This is a genomic window from Paenibacillus alba (genome assembly GCF_013204855.1).
GTDB classification, from domain to species: domain Bacteria; phylum Bacillota; class Bacilli; order Paenibacillales; family NBRC-103111; genus Paenibacillus_E; species Paenibacillus_E alba.
Window position 1 is genome coordinate 1 of record NZ_JABMKZ010000061.1, and the last position, 22,093, is coordinate 22,093.

Consider the following 22,093-nt stretch of genomic DNA (forward strand, 5'->3'; position numbering starts at 1 on the left):
CTAAAAAATTAGAAGCCATAGAAATTTCGGTTTAGTGTGTTTAGAGAAATGAGAAAAATGAAAAACTGCGAGAGCGAGAGCATTTAGCAGATGGACTCCATAATTAAGGGGCCGAACCGATCTGGATGAAACATCTGGAAATTCCTGCATAAACGCAGGTTTTTCCACTTTTCAAACAATTCTATCGAAATTTCCTGCACATTTGCAGGTTTTAGCGCTGCTGAGCAAACAGTAAAGAACCCGATCGACGGTTAACAACCGTCTCGGGTTCTTTTTTCTATTTTACCTTACTCCGAATACCAATCAGAAGCACTTCAAATGACTCTGCAAAAGTCGGCTGAAGCCTGCCCATCAGTTGTTCGACTGTTTCATCCGAGTTCGAATACGTGGCGATAATGCCATATAAGTTGAAGAAGTAGATCCGTGTGTAGAGTAAAAGCTGTTCATCTTGAGAATTAAGCCCCAAGACCGCTTGAATGGATTCGGTAAGCTTTCCAAAAAGCTTGTTCCGGGCTTGGTTAATTGCCATCTCGGGTGTTTGCTCATCCACTCTTACGGACTTCACGGTAAAAAACAAATTGTACATATTGCGGTTGACCAAGCAAAACTCAATGACTCGCAGACTGATCGCCTGCAACTTGTCAGAGGGAGGCGAGTCTTCTGACAGCAATGTATCCACTTGTTCCAGCAATTGCAGGATCGGCGGCATCGAAAGCTGATGCAGCAGCGCTTCCTTATCTTTGAAATATATATAGATGGTTGTATGCGAACAGCCTGCTTCTTTGGCGATATCTCTCATCGTGACAGCATCGTAACCTCTGCTGGAAAATAAAACACCAGCTGAAGCAAGGATGCTTTTCTTCGTTTCTTCCGACCGTTGTTCCTGTTTAGATACCATAGATAGTCAACCTCGTCTTCATAGTGGAGTTATTGTAACAATCCGTATGCAGCTAGTCAACTTTACTAGGTTTTTTGGGGATTCTGGCATCCAACCACCCGCATAGTATAGTGAACAAGAGGATAAATACGATGAAACTCATAACGCCAGCCTCCTTAAAATAAACTTGTCACATCCGTAATCAAAGCAAATCCAAGCAAGCATCCCAGAACGATGGATGAAACAATTGCCGCTTTCTTCCTTGTTCCATTTCCGCGCTGGATCGCGGATCTTGCATACATCCAGAAGCCGATAATCAGAATAAGAAGTTCGATAGCAATAGAAAGACTATCGAATCGCCAAACACCTAAACCAAGCAAAGGAAAGCTCCCCCAGTTATCAGGGAGCAGCGGCATGTCGGTGCGGTGAACCACGAGATCCAGCATCCAGTGACTGAAGACGACTCCGCCGAGGATCCAGCCAGCCTGTTTTCCCCACAACCATCTAGCGATTAACCCAGCCAATAACGAGATGATCAGAGCTCCCAGCAAGGAATGTGTATAATCCGCGTGAATAACCCCCTTGCCATATCCAGTTCCAAATGGATTATCAATTGTTTCTACATTCGTCAAATACAAGGGAAGGAATACAACGTCCAATAGCTGTGTACCCAGCATCAGCGCCCATAGCGGCACCTCTGGGGCTTTCGCCCGTATTCCTGCCGCTAATCCAAAGTGTCCTGCAAACATGGTTCACCCTCCAATTCATATTCATAACCAATGGTTATATGGTAACCATTGGTTATGATACTGTCAATGCTTTTCTAAGTATGAATTGGATGCGTATGCTTCAGGGGATTATGACAATGACGGGCTTGAAGGCTGGACTGGGATGAACGCGCGTTTCGGACTGTCGACGAGAGAGGGAGGTTGCTCACTTCTGTCCATAATCAAACAAGGAAACGAGCTTCTTCCCTAGAGAAGCGTCGATTTCCTTGTTTTCTTTTACCCGTGATTAAGTTAGGAGATGCCCACCTTCTACATGGAGAACGGTACCGGTTACAAAGCTATTTTGGAGCAGGTAGAGTACACTTTGTGCGACATCCTCTGCGGTACCCACTCGCTTCACTGGAAGCTTGCCGGCCACTGTGGCATAGAGGACGTTGCGAGCTTCTTCAGCCATTTTACTGCGGGAAGGCGTATCAATAATACCAGGTGAAACGACATTCACGCGAAGCGGAGCAAGCTCTAAGGCCAATGTCTGGCCTAGATTCGATACGGCCGCATTGACGGCGCCAAGCGTAGACGATCCAATCATGGATTTATAGGCGACTACACCCGAAAATAAAGTAATGGAGCCATTTGTCGACATGTGGGGAGCCCCATATTTGGCCGCGTAATATTGGCCCCAGAATTTGTTTTCGAACAATTGACGGGCTTGAGCCGTTTCCGTATGGAGAAAGGATCCCCCGGAGGTTTCCGCAGCACTGATGACAAGATGATCGAACGGGCCGATTTGTTGGAAAAAGGACTGGACTTGCTGTTCATCCGTCGTGTCCAGGGAATAGACAGCAGCTTTGGCGCCTAGAAGTTCTTTGGCTTTAAGCAGTTTATCCTCCGAGCGGCTGGCAATGATGACATCTGCACCGCGTGCAATGACTTGCTTGGCTGTTTCGAGACCGATTCCTGAGCTTCCTCCGATGATGACCACTTTTTGATTGTGCAACATAAGATTTCCTCCTGATAATTAAGATGATGTAGTCGTTAATACGGCTTCAGAACTGTACAATAGTATTATAAATACATTAACTTTATTTAGGGAAGTAGTGTTGTTTAATTCACATACTTTCTCTGAGGATATCAATGTAGTTTCACGGGGATACGAAGGTTAAAAAAGTTAGCCTATTGCTATGGAGGTTTCTCGATCAATTGAAGGGAGAAATACCAAATTTTGAGAACAATCTGTTCGCGGCACTGTTTCATTTCCTTTAAAATGTGAACAAATCTCTACGAGCGTCAGCATTTTGGATAAAACGCAGCTTTTTATGTTATCATGATAAAAACTACACATTTGTTGAGCTAACGAATACTTGGAGGGAATACCCATTAACAACGTTGTCCTGAATGACGCCATGACCATGCTGAAGAAAACAAGCCGTACATTTTACATACCGATTAGTCATTTGGATACAGGACTGAGAGAGGCAGTGGCATCTGCTTATCTTTGTATGCGGGCTATAGATGAAGTCGAGGATCACCCTGATCTTAACGAGTCATTGAAAGTGGAGATATTGATGGGGATACAAGAAACTTTCAACGCTCCCAACGTCATAGATGCTGTCACGGAGTTTTTGCTGCCGTATCGGGAGCAACTGCCTGAGGTATCATGGCGCCTCGATGAGTGGCTGAACCTCTGTCCATCCTCCGCAGCTCCAATTGTCAATCGTTATATTCAGAAGATGTCGCTGGAAATGGCAGAGTGGGCAGCATGCAATTGGAAAATTGAAACAGAAGAAGATTTGGATCGGTATACCTATAGTGTGGCTGGCATGGTTGGAGAGATGCTGTCCGATCTATGGTTCTGGAACGATGGGACACAGTCCGATTCCGTGAAGGCCATTGGTTTTGGAAGAGGCTTGCAGGCCGTTAATATTTTGCGCAATCGAGCTGAGGATCGTACGCGTGGGGTTGATTTCTTTCCAAAAGGGTGGGAAATGAAGGATATGCTGCAGTACACGCGTCGCAATCTTGAGCTTGCTGACTCGTATATCGCAGAGTTGAAGGAAGGCCCGGCATTGAAGTTTTGCAAAATTCCTCTTGCCTTAGCTAATGCAACAGTCAAATTGATCGGTTCAGGCGGCAACAAATTAACGCGGGATGCCGTGTTGAAAATTGTGAGTCGTTTATGAGTCATAAAGAAACCGGGGGATGGGCTGCCGGTTTTTTTGACATCTAGGAAAGGAGATTGAATCATGGCTGAGCCTCTAAAAGGCATATATCATAAGGCATTCTTACTTAACTTTGGTGAGACAGTGAGGGCTGTGTATGACACATTCGATGTGTACAGTTTCGTTCAGACTGTCATGGATGAAAAGTGGGAGGACCTAGAGCTCAAAGGACGAACCCGGCAAATTTCCAACGTTTTGGGGATGTACCTGCCCGGTTCCTACGAAGCTGCCATCGAGGTTTTATTGAACATTTATGAGGAATGCAAAGGCTTTCCTTATCTATTTTTCCCTGACTTTGTGGAAGTATACGGACAGGAAGACAAGCATTGGGCGACTTCGATGAACGCGTTGGAGAAGTTTACACAGAGCTCATCAGCAGAATTCGCAGTACGATCGTTCCTTATCCGCGAACCGGAGAGAATGATGGATCAGATGAGAGCATGGTCCAAGCATCCCAACGAACATGTGCGTCGACTTGCCAGTGAAGGTTGTCGTCCTCGTCTGCCATGGGGCCAGGCGCTCCCCTTATTCAAGCAAAATCCGGACCCAATCCTCCCTGTGCTGGAGCAATTAAAAGAGGACCCGTCTCTTTATGTGCGAAAAAGTGTGGCCAACAACCTAAACGACATCGCCAAGGATCATCCCTCGCTTGTGCTTGAGCTGGCGCGGCGTTGGAAAGGGCAGAATGCCGATACAGACTGGATTGTCAGACATGGCTGCCGCACGTTGATTCGCCAAGGAAGTCCGGAAATACTGGCGTTGTTTGGTTACGCCGACTCAACAGAAGCATCGTCGCTTACCGTACAATCTTCAATCACGACGGAGAAGGCCCAAGTTTCGAAAGGCGAGAGCTGTGAAATCAGCTATGAGCTTGAGATTCGTGAGGGAGAAGCCGCCCGTATTCGGATTGAATATGGCATTTATTTTGTGAAGTCGAAAGGCAAGACGTCGCGGAAATTATTTTTGCTTTCAGATAAAACGGTACCAGGAGGGTCACAGCTGAAAGGGAAGCGAACGCATCAATGGTCCGATCTCACGACCCGTCGCCATTATCCTGGCATGCATAAGCTGACACTGGTCATCAATGGACAAGAAGTCGCTCATACAGACATTTACTTGGACGAAGGCCCAGACAAGGCGGATACCTCAGTTTAGTGAAATGTGTTATCTTTACAGCTCTGTTCGCATGGTTTGCGGCAGGGCTGTTTGTCGTATAAAGGCCTGGAATCTACCGCTTGTGAAACTGCTATTTTCTAAAAGGATTTTGACGAATCATCTGAATAAAATTCAGGGAGGAAGCAGAAAGCGGTTCATTTTTGCGTGTGCAGATGGCGATTGTATTTTTTAGATGAATCCCTTCCACATAAACACGACATAGCTCCCCACGCTCTACATATTCGCGGACAACTAAGGAAGAGACGAAATTTGCGCCATAGCCTGCAATGACAGCCGTAATTGCTTCATGCAGACCATTAAATTGCAAAGAGATTGTTGGTGTCGAGGAATTGTAGGTGCGGCATAAAGATAATAATCGCTCTCTCGTTGAACTGCCTTCCTCCCGCATAACGAATGGTTCCTTCATCATTTGGGCCAACGAAACTTGTTGGTTCGCATAGCGATGATTGGGTGCCACCACAAACCATAACTCGTCCTGAAACAACTCCTCTGTCTGGATCGTATCCGGATATTCCTCGGGAATTCCTCCGTAAATAGCGATATCCACATCCACATTTAAAAGCTGCTGCAAGGCATCATTGGAATTAGTCGTTGTAATGATCATTTCTACTTGTTCGAATTGTTGTTTGAATTTGGCGATCCAAGTAGGTATCAGGAAATGAGCTGGTAAATAGGTGGCAGCCAGCCGGACGCTTCCGTTCGTGCCTTCACGGTAATGTTGAGCGAATTGTTCAATTTGTTGTTCGACAGCAAAAAGTCTCTTAGCAAGCTGAGCAATCTCTTCACCCGCATCGGTTAAAGCTATTCCTCTTCCTTGAGGCTTGAGTAGAGAGAGGAGCAATTCTTTTTCAAATTTCTTGATTTGAGCCGTTATGGCGGGCTGACTTATATTGAGCAATTCCGAAGCGCGCGTTACACTGCCGCAAGAGGCGATAACATGGAATAAGCGTAAGGCATGTAGATTCATTTCTAAACCCCTTTTTATGATTCATACATTTAATTTATATAATATGATTAAAGATATATTATATCTATGATTATAACACCTGTATACTGAGTGTAGAAAGTAAAAAACGTAAGAGGAGAAGTGATAATCATGAGTAACACGAAGCTTTGGGAAAAGGTTGATCACTATATTACAGAGCGTTTGATCCCGCAAGATCCTATTCTAGAAAAAGTATTATCCGCAAATCAAGAAGCTGGATTACCTGCTTATGATGTTACACCTGCTCAAGGGAAATTCTTGAACCTGCTTGTCCGCCTGCATGGGTCAAAACGTATTCTCGAGATTGGAACTCTAGGAGGATACAGTACCATCTGGTTAGCGAGAGCCTTGCCGGCTGATGGGAAATTGGTTACCTTGGAGCTCGACCCTCTGCATGCTCAGGTGGCCAAAGCGAATCTATCCCTTGCTTCGGTGGATGGCTGCGTTGAACTTCGAGTCGGGGATGCACTTGAACAATTGGCTCAGATGAAGGAGGAGGGAGTTGAGCCTTTTGATTTCATATTCATCGATGCGGATAAGCCGAACAATCCCCATTATTTGAAATGGGCACTTTATTTCTCCCATCCCGGAACGGTTATTATAGGAGACAACGTTATTCGGGAAGGCGAGGTTATTAACGAGAATACGCAAGATCCGCGTGTAAAAGGTGTAAGGGAATTTTATGATTTGTTGGCAGACGAAGCTAGAATTGCAGCAACCGCCATTCAGACTGTTGGCAGCAAAGGTTATGATGGGTTCGTTATTGGCCTTGTGAAAGGTTGAGCTCAGGCCTTAGACCCGCGGGAGGGAACTAGGATCCCTTATTCCTCATCCAAACAGCCATTTGGCTACTCAGACGGAACTATGGTCCGCTAATTTGTCTAATTTGCCGGAATATCACCTTCCAGAGGTGAAATAAGGGAACCTAGTTCCCTCAGCTGCAAATATGGGATTATGAGTCGATTAGCGGATCATAGTTCCTTTTCGTATGGGAATTGGTATAAAAAAACAGAAGGGCTGCCACGAGGCAGCCCTTCTGTCACAAACAGGGGACAGACGACTATGTTCCGTCCTTATTAAGCTTTAGCCTTTTGCTTGGATGCGGAGCATGTTTACAAGCCATGCCGCTGCTTCTGCACGCGTGGATAGGGCCTGTGGCGCGAAGGAGCCGGAGGTTTTGCCGCCTACGATGATAATGCCGTTCCTCTCGGCAGCAGATACGGCCCCTCTAGCCCAATCGGGGATATCGGCATCGTCGGTAAATCCCGTGCGCATGCTGGAATCAAGTGGAATCCCAGATGTCTTGGATACAATCGTTGCCATCTCAGCATGGGTAATATTCGCTCCCGGGCGGAAGGTCCCGTCTGGGTAGCCACTAACAATGCCCAATTGTACGGTTTGCCTGATGGCTTTTTCCGCCCAGACAGCAATCTCGCTTTTATCTTGAAAAGCAAGTTCTGTGCCTTGAACTTCGGGTTTCAACGCATTCATCAGCATGACGACAAATTCGGCTCGGGTTACGCTGCCATCTGGACGGAAGGTAAAATCGGGATAACCATTTACGAGATGGAGTTCGTAGGCCTTGGCAATCTCCTTGTTGGCCCAATGTCCGTTTGTGTCTGTGAATGGGGCAGATCCTTGCGCTGTTGTACCCTTTAGAACAGTGATCTGACTAGTTGCCGAATAACCTCCGTCAATCGTCTTCGCGGAAATAACAGCTGTCCCAGGTGATAGGCCCATCACTTGCCCTGATTCATTCACTTGAGCAATATCCGAATTGCTGCTTCCCCAGATCACTTTATGGTTGGTAGCATTGGCAGGGAGTACGCTGGCTGTTAGATTTCCACTTTGGCTGGCTGTGAGGGAAAGTGCTTCAGGGCTGACATTTACACTGACTACCTCGATAGCCCCGGCGGGGCTTTCCACAACAACCTCGCAGGTGGCGATCTTCCCGCCATCCTCGCTTTTGACCGAGATGGTTGCTTTTCCGGAAGAAAGGGCAAAGACTTTGCCCGTGTTGTCTACAGTGGCTACGCCTTCATTGCTGCTTTTCCAGACTACCTTCTGATTCGGCGCATTTTCTGGTGACAGCTTGACAGACAGATTCTCGCTTTCATTCGTCTTCAAGTTCAAGCTTGTTTTATTTAAAGTGATGCCATCAATCGGCACCCGGAGAGCGAACAAATTCATATTAGCGTCAATGGGTTCAACTGTGTACACAGTGCCGTCTGCTCCGATAGCTGGTGGAGTTATTTCGGTCGGGGTGCCGATGTCGTGTCTCCACTGCGTGCTGCCGTCAGAAGGATTCAGGCCATGAACCATCCCATCAGCAGATAGCAAGTGAAGGGTTCCGTTGGGACCAACGATAGGCGCCGTAATTGCTTTGCGAAATGTCGTTTTCCATTTTAGCGTTTTGTCTGGCCAAAAGGCAGAGAGATTTTGATCGGATGTACTGACATAGATCGTGCCGTCCGCTCCAATCGCAGGAGCAGATGGATTGCCGCCTAAAGAGGCATCCCACAACTTCGTTCCGTCTGGCAAGAGCGCATACAGCTTGTTGTCGGCCGCGCCAAAATAAATGGTCCCATCGGGACCGACGGCAGATGCCGTTTTAATGATACCGCCAGCCTGATAAGTCCATTTGATACTGCCGTTGGGCTTTATGGCATAAAAGGTGTCCGTATTATTGCTCAAGTAAATGGTGCCGTCCTTGCCTGTTGTCAAGTAAACAGTGAGCGTAAAGCCAATCTTGGAGGTCCATTTCTCTTTGCCATCGCTTGGATTCAGCGCGTGTAGGGTACCATCGTTAACTGCGATGTACACGGTTCCGTCAGGTCCGACAGCTGGCTTCGAGTAGATGGCTCCTGTGCCAACCGCCCATTTCCGCGTGCCGTCGGGATTTAAGGCGGCAAGTTCACCTTCGGCATAGGTTATATTCCCCGAGGCTGCATAGAGGGTACCGTCAGGTCCGAGTACAGGAGCTGCCATAAGTAAGCTGGTTGGAGGGAGATACTCCCATTTCTTGCCTTGGCTCGAAACAGCCGTCAAAGCACCTTGCGCTCCAAAAATAATATAATAATTGACCCCCAAATAAACAGTTCCGTCGGCGCCAATGGCGGGTGTTTGTAGAGGGGTAAGAATAAGTTTGGTATTATAGTTCCAAATGGATTTGACATTGCCTGCATCTATCGTTGGGGAAAGCAGGTCAAGACGAATACGAGGGAAGTTGTCAACAATCGGCATCTTCGTTATTTGAGGATCAATACTGGCAGAGGCTGGAGAGGGAGAATATTCAATCCAAGCCGATAATATCGCGGCGGCGATGAGCAAGCGCATGCCCCAACTTCGGTTTACCACATTATCCACCTCCAATTACATATTTGCGGTAATATCAATGCTTATTTGGGCCTGTCTGACTTTGGCATCATTTTCCGATTCATGCACACACCGTTCCTCATCTTGGCCTTCGATAATTCAACAGTACCATGTTTGGAAACATAAGGATATGATCCGAAGGGAGTAGAAAAGGAGTAGGAGGTTCCGTAGGATAATAGCAATGCTGGCTATGAGAATCTGATCTGTCTGGAAAAAAATCCTTTGTTTATTTCCATTGTGTTGATAGGATAATTATCAAATACTACCTATTTATACGATCAAAGGAAGGTGACCCCCGCACAATGTCGCTTAATCCATCAAAGACGAGAAAGAACAACGAGATCGATCGGATAGAGCAGCACTATCTAGTCGGACGAGAGAAGGAAATCGCCTTTTTCCAAACATGGTTAACGGAACAATTCCCGCAGGAGAAGATTATTAATCTTTATGGAACAGGCGGTATTGGAAAAAGCTATCTGCTGGATGAATTCCGCAGGTTGACGGAGCGGGCCGGGCACCGTTTCTTATCTATTGACTGTCGTGCTCTTCGAACGGCCAATGATCTCTGTCTTCAGCTCCTTCGCTTGCTTTGCTACCCAACGCAGACAATTGAACAAGAAGCTGATGCCGCTCGTTTAACGGAAATCTGTTTGCTTGCTTTGGCTGAATCCGCAGAATTAGGAAAAACGATACTGGCCTTAGATACATTCGAGAACATCGGTGAGTTGGAACAATGGCTGAGAGAAGCGTTCTTCCCTTTTATCGATCCCAGAATTCTCTCTATCCTATCGGGCAGATTCCCGCTGGGGGGACTTTGGTTCTCCTCGCCGGCATGGCGGCAGTGGATTCATCGCATTTCGCTGTCAGATTTGGACTACTCATCCGTGAGAGTGTACTTGGAGCGATCTGGCATCAAGCAAGAAATGGCCGTCCAAGACATGTGGGCGAAGACCAAAGGGCATCCGCTAACCTTGTCATTGCTCGCAGCCGCCTCATTGGTAAACGCTTCCCCAAAAGACATGCTCATGGGAGATAATGCCGTATTTTCCCACGTGGTAGCTGTTTGGTTCAAGGAAGTTCCTGATACAGGGATGAAGGAACTGGTTGAAGCGGCTGCAATTCTGCGCGTATTCAATCAGGAACTGCTCAGCCACGTACTAGATAAAGAGGTTCAATCTGAGCAATTCCGTCAACTATGTGACTATTCCTTCGTTCAGCGAGTCGACCGAGGGTGGGTTCTTCATGATTTGCTGCGAGAGGCCATACAAGAAGAAATGCAGCTGCGTCTCCCTGACTTTTATGAAACTCTTTGGAAACGCTGTGTACTTTATTACTATCACAAGCTGAAGAGCTCAGCTAGGAAAAGAGCGATGTCTTGGGAGCATGCGGAATGGTTTTACTATATCGGCAACCAATTAATCCAGTCTCTTTTTTACCAGCAATCGGTCGCACATCACTTTGAGCCTTTGACTCTTGCGAATTGGGCAGACGCTGAACACTATATCGAGCAACGTTATCTTCATGTCAAAGAATACTCTGTACAGCGAGTACATCCCGTCACCAAAGAAATTTTCAATTATCGTTATACCGTGGAAGACAGCCTCAACGGTCTAAAGCATATTCATCTTGAAGAGCTTTATGCTCTTGATCCGAACTGCGTTAAACTCGCTCGTGATGCTGGCGGGAACCTATGCGGATTATTCGTCATTATCTCCATCAATACGCACACGATAGGCTATTTGCAAACCCACCCGCTTTCAGCTGCTTACTTCTCCAGTCTGCCTGAATCCAAGCTGAACGAATTAAAGGTGCCTGGCAATCAACGTTCCGGGTATTTTGTCAAAACGCTCGACGTCTCCAATCCTTCGGACGAGGCCATGATGCAAGCATCCGGAATCGCCTTTATCACCCATATGCTGTCTGCCGGATTCGTCGTGTCTGCACCCCCGCCACATCCGCTCCCCCGGGATATCTTGCTTAGTCTGGGCTGCGAGATTCCGGATGTTGTGCATTATGACTACGATAACACAACACCTACCCCATATTATGTCATTGATACTAGGGGGAACAAGCTCCAAGATTACTTGAAACAGATGATTACCGCCATCGGCTTAGCCGAAGAAATTGAGGAGACATCGCTCCCACAGCAGTCCTTAACGATACGGGAGACGGAGGTCGTTGATCTGCTCGTAAAAGGCTGCTCCAATGCGGAAATTGCAGACCGGCTATTCCTAAGTGAAACCACAGTCAAAAAACACGTCTCGCATATTCTTAAAAAATTGAACATCAAAAACCGGGTGCATTTGGTCCGTCAATACACGGAGAGGGCGAAGGGTTAACTGAGAAATTTATCTAGTGTTGTCATAGATTTTGCCAAAAATCTAAGTATAATAGACTCGATAGGGAACAAACCAGTTGGAATAGAGGTATGACAAATGAATCGTCAAAAAATGCTTTGGAGCTTCATTTTATCGCAAATCGTCTATGTTTTATTTATCGCCGTTTGGCTGTTTATTGCTGGATTTTCTGTCATGATGTTCGACGATCCCAGTGCGATGAGTGACACGAAGACATGGCTCATTTTTTCTTATATTGTAGCTTACCCGCTGGGCCTTCTTGCTGCGCTAATTGGAGGTTGGGTGCTGTTTGCCCGCACAAGATATAAAGCTGCGCTGATCTGGAACGCCATTCCGCTAGTCTGGATCGTGCCGATGTTAGGGTTTTTGGTTTATTCTCAATTTTAAATGGTGAGGTTGCTGTCAACCCAAATAAGAGCCCTTGGGGGCTCTTATTTGGGTTGACAGCAGTGGAAGAGAGGAAATATGAGTCCGTCAGCCGCTGAGCCAGCCCAAAAAGCCGTCTCGGCGGAACAAAAGGTGCGTCCAGCCGCCGAGACAGCAAAAAAAGCAGGCTCAGGCGAAGAAAGCCGAGTTTCGAGTGTGAAAGGTACCGATTAAATTAGCTGGTTCAAAATTTTGGCTTGAGCATCCAAATTGCTTGCGGCTTGGCCGATGAGGGTAAACTCGTTGACGGCTTGTTGGATTTGAAGTTGGCTGTGGATGACGGCCTTTTGGGAGGTTTTCGTGCCGCTGCTGACTCGAGCAACTTGCTCAGAGATCGCGGTTACGGTGGTTTGGATTTGTTTAATGGCTTCTTGCACATTCTGGGCAAGCTTTCTGACTTCAGTTGCTACAACATTGAAGCCCCGTCCGTGTTCCCCGGCATGCGCCGCTTCTATTGTCGCGTTCAAGGCAAGAAGGTTCGTTTGCGAGGCGAAGTCTCGAATGGTCTGTACGATACCATGAATAATTTTGGCCTGCTGCTCGAGATCTTGAAGAGAGCCAAGGTTGTTCTCGTTGTCGTGAACTACATTTTCGATGGTTGAAGCAACTTGCTGACTGCGTTGTATGCCTTCATCTGTGCGTTTCAGCAAGTTCTCAGCCATCTGCTGCAGCTCTTTGGTGACTTGGGTAGCAGCTGTTTCCCTTGCCGTAATATCAGTAGCAATTTTCAGAACGGCGACAACGTGCTTGTCATCATTGTAGATGGGCATGTAGGTGGCCTCAAGCCACAGAAATTGGCCGTTTTTCCCGACACGAATGATTTTTTCTTGGAATTTAACGCCGTTTCTGAGATTTTCCCACAGGATGGCGTACTTTGAACTTGTGGCAAAATCGGGTAAGCAAAACTGCCGATGGTGCATGCCGGGAAGTTCATGAACTTGGTAGCCCATGGCATGCGCGAAATGCTCGTTCGCCCAAAGCACTTCACCATCTATTTTAAATTCAATCATCGCCAATGACTGTTCGAGCGCGGCTAATACTGCGTTCTCTTGTAATACTTGTGTACTTGTATAAATGTCTTGCCGGTTGATACTCATTTCCGCACATCCTCTTAGTTTACGTCCATAGAAAAAGTATACCTCAACTAAACATTTGTTTACATGGATTTTTTCGCAAATTTCGACATAATTTTAGACAAAAATGCGTCGTTTATGGTTTCCCCTCCTCATTGTTTTTATGAAAGAAATGATCTTTGCCAATCTGAGGACATATGTCCTTTCCAAGAGGCGGGGAGTTGTCATTTAATAATAAGACATCGAAAGGGGAGGAGAGACCAAATGAGAGGAAGTTTATTTGCATTTTTAGGTGGTACCTTGATCACATTGCAAGGCGTGGCTAATTCTCGCATCAGTCAAGATATTGGGACTTGGCAGGCGGCAACGATTACCCATTTTACCGGCTTCGTAACGGCTTTGCTTATCTTGCTTTTCGTCCGCGGCGGCAAAGGGAGCAGCTTTAAGCAGGTAAAGCCATTGTATTTGATTGGCGGAACTTTTGGGGCTATCATTATTTTTAGCAATGTCACCGCGATTCATCATATTGGAGTGACGCTTACCATATCGGCTATACTGATTGCCCAGCTGAGTCTCACTTTTTTAATTGACAGCAACGGATGGTTTGGAGTGGTTAAACAGAAGATGCAGCTGCCGCAGTTCATCGGTATCGGAATGATGATTGCTGGTGTGGTCATACTAAGATTTTGAGTGGAAAAGGGTGCCAATTCACCAATTCAGAGGAATTGGACAGCCGGAGGTGAACGGTGTTATGAAAGAAATCAAAGATCATGAACAGCTCAGACGCTATTTGCAGCTGTATCGAATAGAAGCCATTTTTAATGAACAAATAGTACCGTATTTATCACTGTTCAGCTTCAACCAGGGGGAGCTTATCTGTTCCCAAGGAGAGGCTGCTGAGTATTTGTACGTCCTGGTGAAAGGGAAAGTCAAAATCTATCATACTTCGGCTGAAGGCAAATCCTTGATTCTCTCTTTCAAAAACCCGTTAGAGGTGATTGGGGATATTGAATATGTGCAGGGCATTGAATTCATCAATACGGTAGAAGCGGTGTCCCCGATTCATATGATTGGTATTCAACATCGGTGGCTGAAAAAGTATGGAAAAGACGACGCCTCTTTACTGCAATTTTTGCTCGAGATTATTACGAAAAAATTTTATATAAAATCGAATTCTTTGAGTTTTAATTTAATGCATCCTGTCGAAATTCGGCTGGCCAGCTATTTGTTGTCTGTCTCTTTTGATGAGGCGGACTCCCAGTTTCAAGGGCATCTGAAATCGGCTGATCTCAGAGATGCTGCCAACTTAATTGGAACCAGCTATCGGCATTTGAATCGTGTCATCCTTCAGTTCGGTAAAGAAGGTTTGATAGAGCGCGATAAAGGGGTCATTGTTGTGAAGGATAGGGAAGGGCTAAGTACGCTGGCAAGCCGCAATATTTATGAGTAAAAAAGGAGCGATTCGCGATGATTGTGGGGCTGGTTTTGGCATTGATTGCAGGTTCGCTGGTCAGCTTGCAAAATATTTTCAACAGCAAAGTAAATGAACGAGCTGGATCTTGGGCTACAACGGCATTGGTTTTAGGACTGGGTTTTGTCGCTTCGTTGACGTTAGGTTTCATTTTTGAAGGCAAGCAAATGTTTCACTTACCCCATATGCAGGTTTGGTACTGGTTCAGCGGCATGATCGGAGTAGGTGTTGTGCTATCTTTGGTCAATGGGATAAGGCTGCTGGGTCCCACGGTTGCGGTTTCGATCATTTTGACTTCACAGCTCATATTTGCTTTAGTATGGGATTCATTCGGTTGGCTGGGTTTGGAAAAGATCGACTTCACAATGAAGCAACTGCTAGGCGTTTTGATCATCGTTGGCGGCATTATGGTGTTTAAATTAGGTGGGAAAAGTGAGCCAAAGCGTGTATCTGAGGCAGCTTCGTTGGAATAATTCTGTTCTAACATTCTTATCCATCTTATGTTAAAATGGGAAAATCGGCTTTCTCGACTATTCCATGAGGTGAACAATCCTTGCTTCCATTATTACAGAAACTGAAACATCGCACCACAGCTCGTACTTCGTTCTGGTTAATACTGCTAAACAATAAGCTGCTGATCTATACGTTCGCGGCAGTTTTGCTAAAGTCATTGCTGCTTCTAGCAGCGCTGCACGCGCCGGATTCGGCCGGGGTTAATATTAGTAAAATGTACTTTGGTCTTCCTCCCGTTTTCTCGCATCTCATGTTCATTTTGTTTATCGTGGCGATCGGACTGTTCTTCACAAACCGCGGCCGCCGTACCTATTTGCTCGTTATACATACGTCCTTTAGTTTGCTGCTTTTTTGGGATTTGGTTTACTATCGTGCCTATGCCGCTTTTCTATCGCTGCGATTTATTCAACATGCGAATGGTTTTAACCCACTTCATTTAAATTTATGGACGGTTATTCGATTATTTGATTTTTGGTTTCTGATCGATCTCATCATTATCGGCTGTTTTGCGCTCTTCCGCATGAAAACCACCGCTGTAGCCGGAAAACGCAGGCACAGAAGGCATCCGGTGCTCGCTGCAATTCTGATGGCAGCCGCCGTAGGCGTCATCTCCTATGACCATTACCGGATTGATGTGCAGGACACTACGAAAGGTCAGATGATCTTTCTGAGAATGTGCTGGGTTCCCTTTCAGTCCATGTCGAACATGTCGCCGATTGGCTATCATTTTCTCGATGGACTAAGGTTGTTTGGCGAAACCAAAGAGGTTGATCTTACAGCGCAAGAACGAGGCGAAGTGCAGGATTGGTTCGCGAGTAATGCCGAGAAGCTGCCGGACAATGGCTATAAAGGCAAATTTCTTGGGAAAAACCTGATTGTGATTCAGGTTGAATCCTTGGAAGCGTTCGTGCTCGGCCAGAAGGCAAACGGGCAGGAAATTACACCGAACTTGAATCGGATGCTGGGCAGCAGCTTGAACTTTACGAACTTCTATGAGCAAGTCAATAACGGAACAAGCTCAGACAGTGACTTGCTTACGACAACTTCGATTTTTCCGCTCAGGTCAGGGACGAACTTCTACCGCTACCCAACGAACACGTACAATTCGCTGCCTAAGCTGCTTGAGGGCATCGGGTATCATACGATTTCGTCACATCCGGAACCGGCAGGGAACTGGAATTGGCTTGAAGCGCACCATGCGATTGGCTATCAAGAGAGCTGGGATTTACATAGATTCAATTTCGACGAGCAGGTGGGAATTGGCTTCTCGGATGAGTCGTACCTACGCCAGATGAGTGATAAAATCAAGGATGTACAGCAGCCGTTCCTACTGCATTTGGTTACTTTGTCAAGCCATGGTCCGTTTGATTTGGCGGAAGGCAAGAGGGAGCTGCGCCTGAGCCCCAGCCTCGAGCAGACGATGATGGGCGCCTACTTTCAGGCACTGCATTATACGGATAAGCAGATCGGTGCATTTTTAGGCAAAATGGACAAAGCAGGATTATTGGATAACACGGTTGTCGTCGTGTATGGCGATCATACGGGCGTCCATAAATATTATCAAGACCAGATTGACGCCCTCCCACCGCTGGAAAACGAAAATTGGAGAACGCATACGCTGAAACTTCCATTTATCGTCTACAGCAAAGGCATGCCAAGCGAGACGATTGAAACGGTCGGCGGACAAATCGATACCTTGCCAACGCTTGCCTATCTGATGGGGGTAAACGCCGCGAAATTCGAATCGACCGCGATGGGCAAAATTCTCGTCAATACGAAGCGAGACTTTACCGTTCTGAACGATGGGGCCATTGTAGGCAGACAGCCTGAAGAACCAGACAAGAGCCATCTTCTGCGTTCCTTTCAGATTGCGGATTGGGTACACGAAAGCAACTATTTCCATAAATAAATAAAAAGAGACTCGCAGCATGTTCCTGCGGGTCTCTTTCCGTTTGAAAAGGAGAAATATGTTAAATGATTTGAAGGATTCCAAGGAATAACACCGAATTATGACAGGTAGAGCAAGCGTATACATTTGAAAATATAACCATAAGACGGTGCCCCGATGATTAACTATTTTAAAGACTTTATATTAAATGTCTTTTTAATCTATTCCCCGCTTGCTTTCTATCCTTATATCATTAAATTTCAGAATAATTCCAAGCTTTACCGGTTAATGATTTCCATTGTTTTTGCTGTAGCTATCGTATTTACGATGTCGTTTCCTGTGAATCTATACAACCTTATTTATGATTTTCGTTCGATTCCACTGCTGGTGGGCTCTTTGTATGGCGGTATCTATGTGTCGGCGTTCCTTTATGCGACGGTACTCGTCTGTCGATTTGTGATGGGGAGTCCAAACAATCTTGAATATGCTCTTGCTTTTGTTCCGACGATGATTTGTATTGCTGTTTTTTTGAAAAGGTACAAGCAATATGACATCTATAAGAAGATCATCACGGCCATATTGATGGGTGCTTTTATAAAAATTGTGACATTTACGATCTATCTGCTGCTGATTCATAACATTGACCTTTTGCTGTTAAACAGATCGGAAACGTTAAAAGTATATATTTTGCAAGGTGCGGTGACGGCTTTAGTCGTTTTTCTGATCGAGTTTCTACAAAACTATCATCATATGCAAGAAAAGGCTGTGCTCAGCGATAAAATAAAAATCGTCAGTGAGATGGCTGCCTCAGTTGCGCATGAAATACGTAATCCACTTACGTCGGTAAGAGGGTTTATTCAACTGATGGGAGCTCAGGGGCTGGAGCAGGAGAAGAAACTGTTTTATCAAAAGATCTCGCTGGAAGAGCTGGAGCGCGCGCAAATGATTATTACGGATTATTTGGCCATTGCCAAACCGGAGCCTGAGAAGATCGAGAAGATTAATTTGCATGACGAGGTTCAGTATGTCGTCCATGTTCTTCAAACTTTCGCGAATTACCATGAGGTGCAGATCAATGTTTTATTGCAGGAAAATAGTATGTTTATGCTCGGCGACCGCAATAAGCTTCGGCAGTCGCTGATTAACATTGGGAAAAACGCGATTGAGGCCATGTCTGCCGACGGCGGTGTGTTAAGCATCAGCTTAAGCAAACAGAAGAAAGATCTCGTCTTAACCATTACGGATACGGGTATTGGAATGACGCAAGAGCAGATCAGCAGGCTTGGAACTCCTTATTTTTCGACCAAAGAAAAAGGAACTGGACTAGGCACGATGGTTTCTTTCAGCCTGCTCCGAGCGATGAAGGGAAACATCAATGTGGCGAGCGAAGTGGGGAGAGGAACCATATTTGAAATTTCATTTCCTTCCAATATGACGGAATAATCCCATTAGATGAGGGCTAGCCAGCTAAAATAACCGCCGCGAGAAACACGAGCTGCAGCAATGTTCGAACAAGCAGTCTAGGCGTTGCTCGGCCGCGTATGGTTAATCCTTCTCGGGCTGCACGCAGATTAGCAGGGAACATTGCAATCAGCATGAGTGCCAAGCAGATGGAAGCAACGCGGGAAGTAGCTGGAAGCAGTATGCCGACAGCTCCGGCAATTTCAAGCCATCCGGTCGCTGTTACTAGCCAATCCGGCTTTGGGAACGCGGAAGGGACCATGCGAATCAGGTCTTGTCGGCTTCGGCCCCAATGAGCTGAGGCGGTAAGTAAGAACATGGCAGCTACTGCTCCTTGAAGAGCTGTATGCCATCCTTCCCAATAAGACAGTCCGAGCAAGCCAAGAACCTTGAATAATAGAAAAGAAACGATAAGCACATAAAAAGGAATCATCGTTAACCCTCCGGTCGTTTATATTATTGGGGCGGTTTCAAAATTTGCGTCATCCATGCTGAATAATCTTGGATATGGAAAGCAGAGGAGACTTGCGGCATCGAAGTGCGCATCCTTATGCCAAGGGAGAGCAGAACGAAGAGCTCGGCTGTTTTGTCCGCATCCACCGCGGCCGAGATGACCGCATGTTGTTGGCCGGTTGTGATCCAAAGCTTGGCAAAATGGACGGACTGCTCATAAAACTGGTTGAGCGCTTGGGCAACCGCAGGCTGATCTTCCTTTCCCAGCAAATACATCAACACCTTGTTCGTGACGTCATTCGTGTCGCTCAAAGAGGCAAACCGTCCGACGATCTGCTGCATCGGGCCTTCGAAGGAAGGGGATTCCTGCTTCACCTCGTTCATGAATCGTTCATTGGTCTCCTCGAGTCGTTCTTGCAGCACCCAGGCGAAGATTTCGTCTTTACTCTTCACATAATGGAAGATAGCTCCCTTCGATAACCCCGACTTATCCATAATGTCCTTCAATGTGAAAGCGTGACAGCCTTTTTCTGCTATCAGCACTTTGGTTGATTGAAGCAACAGTTGAATGGTGTGCTGCCTGCGATCTTCTTGCTTCATCGGAATTCCTCCTTATTTGTTCGAGTGGTCAGTTTACTTATTTCCATTATATAAACCGACCATCGGTTTGTAAATATTTATTTGCGCGCCCGACTGCGACCAAGTCAAAGTCATCTTGCTCCAAGCGATTCAGCAAATTGCCGAGGCGGCACGCTATATTTGCATTAAAACCGTCTGGACGGTATACTAAAAAGAGAGGTGATGAACGTGAACAGTAACTCTAAACGCAATCATATTTTGGCGGCAGCTTCATTTCTAGTGAAAACTCGAGGGGTTGAGAAGCTTACACTTGAGGCAGCAGCGAAGGAAGCCGGGGTCAGCAAAGGTGGCTTGCTTCACCATTTTCCGAGTAAGGAAGCTTTAATAAAAGGCATGGTGGAAGAGATTGCTACCGAATTTGTTACAGATATTCAAGATAGGGTGAACCGAGACACGATGGAGAATGGCAAGTGGAGTCGAGCTTATCTTACATCCACCTATGAAGATATAGCAGGAAACGGGATCAGTACAGCTCTTACCGCTGCCCTCTTTACAAACCCGGAATTGCTTGGCAAGCTTCAGACTCAATACGCCATCTGGCAAAGAAATTTAGAGAACGATGGCATTGATCCTGTACGTTCTACGCTGGTCAGGCTGGCAGCTGATGGCTTATGGTTTGCCGAAATGTTTGGTTTAGGCAAGTTAGATGACGAACTGCGTGAGAAAGTGCTTCGTGAATTGAGCGCGATGACGGAGTAGGAGGTGCAAGGTTGAATCCATTTGTTTTATTGGCAGCAGCTATTCTAGCTGAGGTATTCGGGAGTTCAATGCTTAAAGTGTCAAACGGATTTAAGAAGCTGTTCCCTTCTTTAGGCGTAGTTGTCGGGATGGGGTTAGCGTTTTACTGCTTGTCGTTATCCCTTAAAGTGATTCCGCTCGGAACAGCTTATGCGATATGGTCAGGTGCAGGTACAGCGTTGACCGCACTAATTGGTGTCGTCATTTATAAGGAAAAGTTAAATCTCAAAAACTACTTAGGATTAGTGCTAATCATTGGCGGCGTTGTTATGATGAAGCTTTCTGTGGACGGCTCGCACTAACCTTTGGTGAATCGGAGGTCAAAGTTATGAATGGATATCTAGCATTAGGAATCGCTGTTATTAGTGAAATATGTGGGACAACGATGCTTAAAATGTCAAATGGATTTACTGTGTTGGTGCCTTCTGTTGCCGTTATTTTTGGCTTTGGCATTGCCTTTTATTTCTTTTCGATAAGTCTTAGAACGCTACCTTTAAGCTTAGCTTATGCAATATGGTCAGGTGTAGGTACAGCGTTGACTGCGTTAATAGGGATCCTTGTATGGGGCGACGCCTTTAGTCTGATGACTTTTTGCGGGATTGTATTCATCATCGGAGGCGTAGTTTTATTAAACGCTTCTAATCAATCTGAAAAAGATACGGCGCCTTCCATCTAGGATGGAACGTTATAGGGAACAGCAACAGGCACTATTTCCAGGGAACAGTTGCCCGTTGATAGACAGAACGAAAGACCCTCAGCCTTGTGCTGCGGGTCTCTTTATGGTGGAAGAGAAAATTCTTATAATGATTTTGTATCTGTTCAGCACATGGAGACGGGGATAAAATGATGTGTATCTGATGAAAGATAATCATTCCGAAATGAGGGGATTATGAACATAACAAAATCACCTTTGAACTATACAGCAATCGTCAACAGGCTTCGGGCTGCTGGTTGTGTGTTCGCCGAAGATGAGGCCGATCTGCTCATCTCGACGTGTGGGACACCTGCTGAGCTCGCCGCGATGATCGAAAGCCGGGTTGCCGGCTCGCCCCTCGAACATGTTATCGGCTGGGCGGAGTTCTGCGGTCTGCGGATAGCGGTCGACTCGGGCGTATTCGTACCCCGACACCGCACCGAGTTTCTTGTCCGTCAAGCTGCTGATCTTGCCCGGTCAAGCACCACCGTGGTGGATATGTGCTGCGGCTCCGGTGCACTGGGCGTCGCGTTGGTCGCTGCACTGGATTGGAGCGAATTGCACGCCGTCGACATCGACCCTGCCGCCGTTCGTTGTGCCCGCCGCAACGTTACAGGTATTGGCGGCTATGTGTACGAAGGCGACCTCTTCGAGCCGCTGCCTCCCAGGTTGCAGGGCCGCGTCGATATCTTGATCGCAAACACCCCGTACGTCCCTACGGAGTCGATTAAGCTGCTCCCTCAAGAGGCCCGCATCCATGAAGCGCGGGTCGCTCTCGACGGAGGCGCGGACGGGCTCGACATTCAGCGCCGAGTAGCTTCTGCGGCGCCGCACTGGCTGGCACCGGGCGGCCACTTGCTAGTCGAGACTAGTGAGCGCCAAGCGCCGCATACGGCCGAGATTTTTGCCCAGAACGGGCTGATCACGCGAGTAGCCCGTTGCGACGAGCTGGACGCCACTGTCGTCATCGGAAGAAAATAAAACCTGAGTATAAAGAGAAGGAGCCTCGGTTGGTTGCGG

The 22,093-nt window shown here is 46.6% G+C and carries 23 protein-coding genes; 15 read left to right on the forward strand and 8 right to left on the reverse strand.

What is annotated here, in order from left to right:
* Positions 1–277: 277 nt before the first annotated feature.
* From HQN90_RS36325 to HQN90_RS36335, 3 genes are all read right to left on the reverse strand, one after another.
* On the reverse strand, positions 278–898 hold the full coding sequence (locus HQN90_RS36325) for a TetR/AcrR family transcriptional regulator (RefSeq protein WP_173227708.1): 621 nt from the start codon (positions 896–898) through the stop codon (positions 278–280).
* A gap of 155 nt (positions 899–1,053) precedes the next feature.
* Positions 1,054–1,626 (reverse strand): metal-dependent hydrolase, encoded by a 573-nt coding sequence (locus tag HQN90_RS36330; RefSeq protein ID WP_173227709.1) that lies wholly within the window; start codon positions 1,624–1,626, stop codon positions 1,054–1,056.
* Between the two features lie 265 nt (positions 1,627–1,891).
* Positions 1,892–2,605 carry an SDR family oxidoreductase gene (locus HQN90_RS36335; protein ID WP_173227710.1) on the reverse strand — a complete coding sequence of 238 codons (714 nt, stop codon included), beginning with the start codon at positions 2,603–2,605 and terminating at the stop codon, positions 1,892–1,894.
* A gap of 361 nt (positions 2,606–2,966) precedes the next feature.
* On the opposite strand from HQN90_RS36335, the gene HQN90_RS36340 reads away from it, so the two are divergent.
* Both HQN90_RS36340 and HQN90_RS36345 read left to right on the forward strand, forming a co-directional pair.
* Positions 2,967–3,785 (forward strand): squalene/phytoene synthase family protein, encoded by an 819-nt coding sequence (locus tag HQN90_RS36340; RefSeq protein ID WP_246363002.1) that lies wholly within the window; start codon positions 2,967–2,969, stop codon positions 3,783–3,785.
* Positions 3,786–3,848: 63 nt separating this feature from the next.
* Entirely contained in the window at positions 3,849–4,979 is a 1,131-nt protein-coding gene (locus HQN90_RS36345; RefSeq protein ID WP_173227711.1) for a DNA alkylation repair protein, read from the forward strand.
* Positions 4,980–5,070: 91 nt separating this feature from the next.
* Here the strand turns inward: HQN90_RS36345 and HQN90_RS36350 are convergent, their stop codons facing one another.
* Complete coding sequence (locus HQN90_RS36350) at positions 5,071–5,967, reverse strand: LysR family transcriptional regulator (protein ID WP_173227712.1); 897 nt, start codon at positions 5,965–5,967, stop codon at positions 5,071–5,073.
* A gap of 129 nt (positions 5,968–6,096) precedes the next feature.
* On the opposite strand from HQN90_RS36350, the gene HQN90_RS36355 reads away from it, so the two are divergent.
* Positions 6,097–6,768, forward strand: coding sequence for an O-methyltransferase (locus HQN90_RS36355; protein WP_173227713.1), 672 nt, complete (start codon positions 6,097–6,099; stop codon positions 6,766–6,768).
* Between the two features lie 300 nt (positions 6,769–7,068).
* On the opposite strand, the gene HQN90_RS36360 is transcribed toward HQN90_RS36355, so the two are convergent.
* Positions 7,069–9,342 (reverse strand): S-layer homology domain-containing protein, encoded by a 2,274-nt coding sequence (locus tag HQN90_RS36360; protein ID WP_173227714.1) that lies wholly within the window; start codon positions 9,340–9,342, stop codon positions 7,069–7,071.
* A 320-nt stretch (positions 9,343–9,662) separates the two neighbouring features.
* Here HQN90_RS36360 and HQN90_RS36365 point away from each other — a divergent pair, with 320 nt between their 5' ends.
* From HQN90_RS36365 to HQN90_RS39445, 3 genes are all read left to right on the forward strand, one after another.
* On the forward strand, positions 9,663–11,699 hold the full coding sequence (locus HQN90_RS36365; RefSeq protein ID WP_173227715.1) for a helix-turn-helix transcriptional regulator: 2,037 nt from the start codon (positions 9,663–9,665) through the stop codon (positions 11,697–11,699).
* A 96-nt stretch (positions 11,700–11,795) separates the two neighbouring features.
* Positions 11,796–12,104 carry a hypothetical protein gene (locus HQN90_RS36370; protein WP_173227716.1) on the forward strand — a complete coding sequence of 103 codons (309 nt, stop codon included), beginning with the start codon at positions 11,796–11,798 and terminating at the stop codon, positions 12,102–12,104.
* A gap of 78 nt (positions 12,105–12,182) precedes the next feature.
* Positions 12,183–12,317, forward strand: a complete 135-nt coding sequence (locus tag HQN90_RS39445) for a hypothetical protein (RefSeq protein WP_275942653.1) — start codon at positions 12,183–12,185, stop codon at positions 12,315–12,317.
* On the opposite strand, the gene HQN90_RS39450 is transcribed toward HQN90_RS39445, so the two are convergent.
* Positions 12,314–13,240, reverse strand: coding sequence for a methyl-accepting chemotaxis protein (locus HQN90_RS39450; RefSeq protein WP_173227717.1), 927 nt, complete (start codon positions 13,238–13,240; stop codon positions 12,314–12,316). The two genes, HQN90_RS39445 and HQN90_RS39450, sit on opposite strands and share 4 nt — an antisense overlap.
* A gap of 240 nt (positions 13,241–13,480) precedes the next feature.
* On the opposite strand from HQN90_RS39450, the gene HQN90_RS36380 reads away from it, so the two are divergent.
* The 5 genes from HQN90_RS36380 (at position 13,481) to HQN90_RS36400 (ending at position 18,531) form a co-directional block, all read left to right on the forward strand.
* Positions 13,481–13,906, forward strand: a complete 426-nt coding sequence (locus tag HQN90_RS36380) for a DMT family transporter (RefSeq protein WP_173227718.1) — start codon at positions 13,481–13,483, stop codon at positions 13,904–13,906.
* Between the two features lie 61 nt (positions 13,907–13,967).
* Positions 13,968–14,666 (forward strand): Crp/Fnr family transcriptional regulator, encoded by a 699-nt coding sequence (locus HQN90_RS36385; RefSeq protein ID WP_173227719.1) that lies wholly within the window; start codon positions 13,968–13,970, stop codon positions 14,664–14,666.
* 17 nt (positions 14,667–14,683) lie between these two features.
* The gene (locus HQN90_RS36390) at positions 14,684–15,160 is read left to right on the forward strand and encodes a DMT family transporter (RefSeq protein WP_173227720.1); all 477 of its coding nucleotides are present in this window, start codon (positions 14,684–14,686) and stop codon (positions 15,158–15,160) included.
* 80 nt (positions 15,161–15,240) lie between these two features.
* Positions 15,241–17,109, forward strand: coding sequence for an LTA synthase family protein (locus tag HQN90_RS36395; RefSeq protein ID WP_173227721.1), 1,869 nt, complete (start codon positions 15,241–15,243; stop codon positions 17,107–17,109).
* Positions 17,110–17,265: 156 nt separating this feature from the next.
* Entirely contained in the window at positions 17,266–18,531 is a 1,266-nt protein-coding gene (locus HQN90_RS36400) for an ATP-binding protein (RefSeq protein WP_173227722.1), read from the forward strand.
* Positions 18,532–18,547: 16 nt separating this feature from the next.
* Here HQN90_RS36400 and HQN90_RS36405 read toward each other — a convergent pair whose 3' ends face one another.
* Complete coding sequence (locus tag HQN90_RS36405) at positions 18,548–18,982, reverse strand: DoxX family protein (protein WP_173227723.1); 435 nt, start codon at positions 18,980–18,982, stop codon at positions 18,548–18,550.
* Positions 18,983–19,005: 23 nt separating this feature from the next.
* Positions 19,006–19,602, reverse strand: coding sequence for a TetR/AcrR family transcriptional regulator (locus HQN90_RS36410; RefSeq protein ID WP_173227724.1), 597 nt, complete (start codon positions 19,600–19,602; stop codon positions 19,006–19,008).
* Between the two features lie 201 nt (positions 19,603–19,803).
* On the opposite strand from HQN90_RS36410, the gene HQN90_RS36415 reads away from it, so the two are divergent.
* The 4 genes from HQN90_RS36415 to HQN90_RS36430 all read left to right on the forward strand — a co-directional run bounded on the left by HQN90_RS36415 (position 19,804) and on the right by HQN90_RS36430 (position 22,054).
* Entirely contained in the window at positions 19,804–20,340 is a 537-nt protein-coding gene (locus HQN90_RS36415; protein ID WP_173227725.1) for a TetR/AcrR family transcriptional regulator, read from the forward strand.
* Between the two features lie 11 nt (positions 20,341–20,351).
* Positions 20,352–20,681 (forward strand): DMT family transporter, encoded by a 330-nt coding sequence (locus HQN90_RS36420; protein WP_173227726.1) that lies wholly within the window; start codon positions 20,352–20,354, stop codon positions 20,679–20,681.
* Between the two features lie 26 nt (positions 20,682–20,707).
* Positions 20,708–21,055, forward strand: coding sequence for a DMT family transporter (locus tag HQN90_RS36425; protein ID WP_173227727.1), 348 nt, complete (start codon positions 20,708–20,710; stop codon positions 21,053–21,055).
* A 213-nt stretch (positions 21,056–21,268) separates the two neighbouring features.
* Positions 21,269–22,054 (forward strand): putative protein N(5)-glutamine methyltransferase, encoded by a 786-nt coding sequence (locus HQN90_RS36430; protein ID WP_173227728.1) that lies wholly within the window; start codon positions 21,269–21,271, stop codon positions 22,052–22,054.
* The last annotated feature ends 39 nt before the right edge of the window (positions 22,055–22,093 follow it).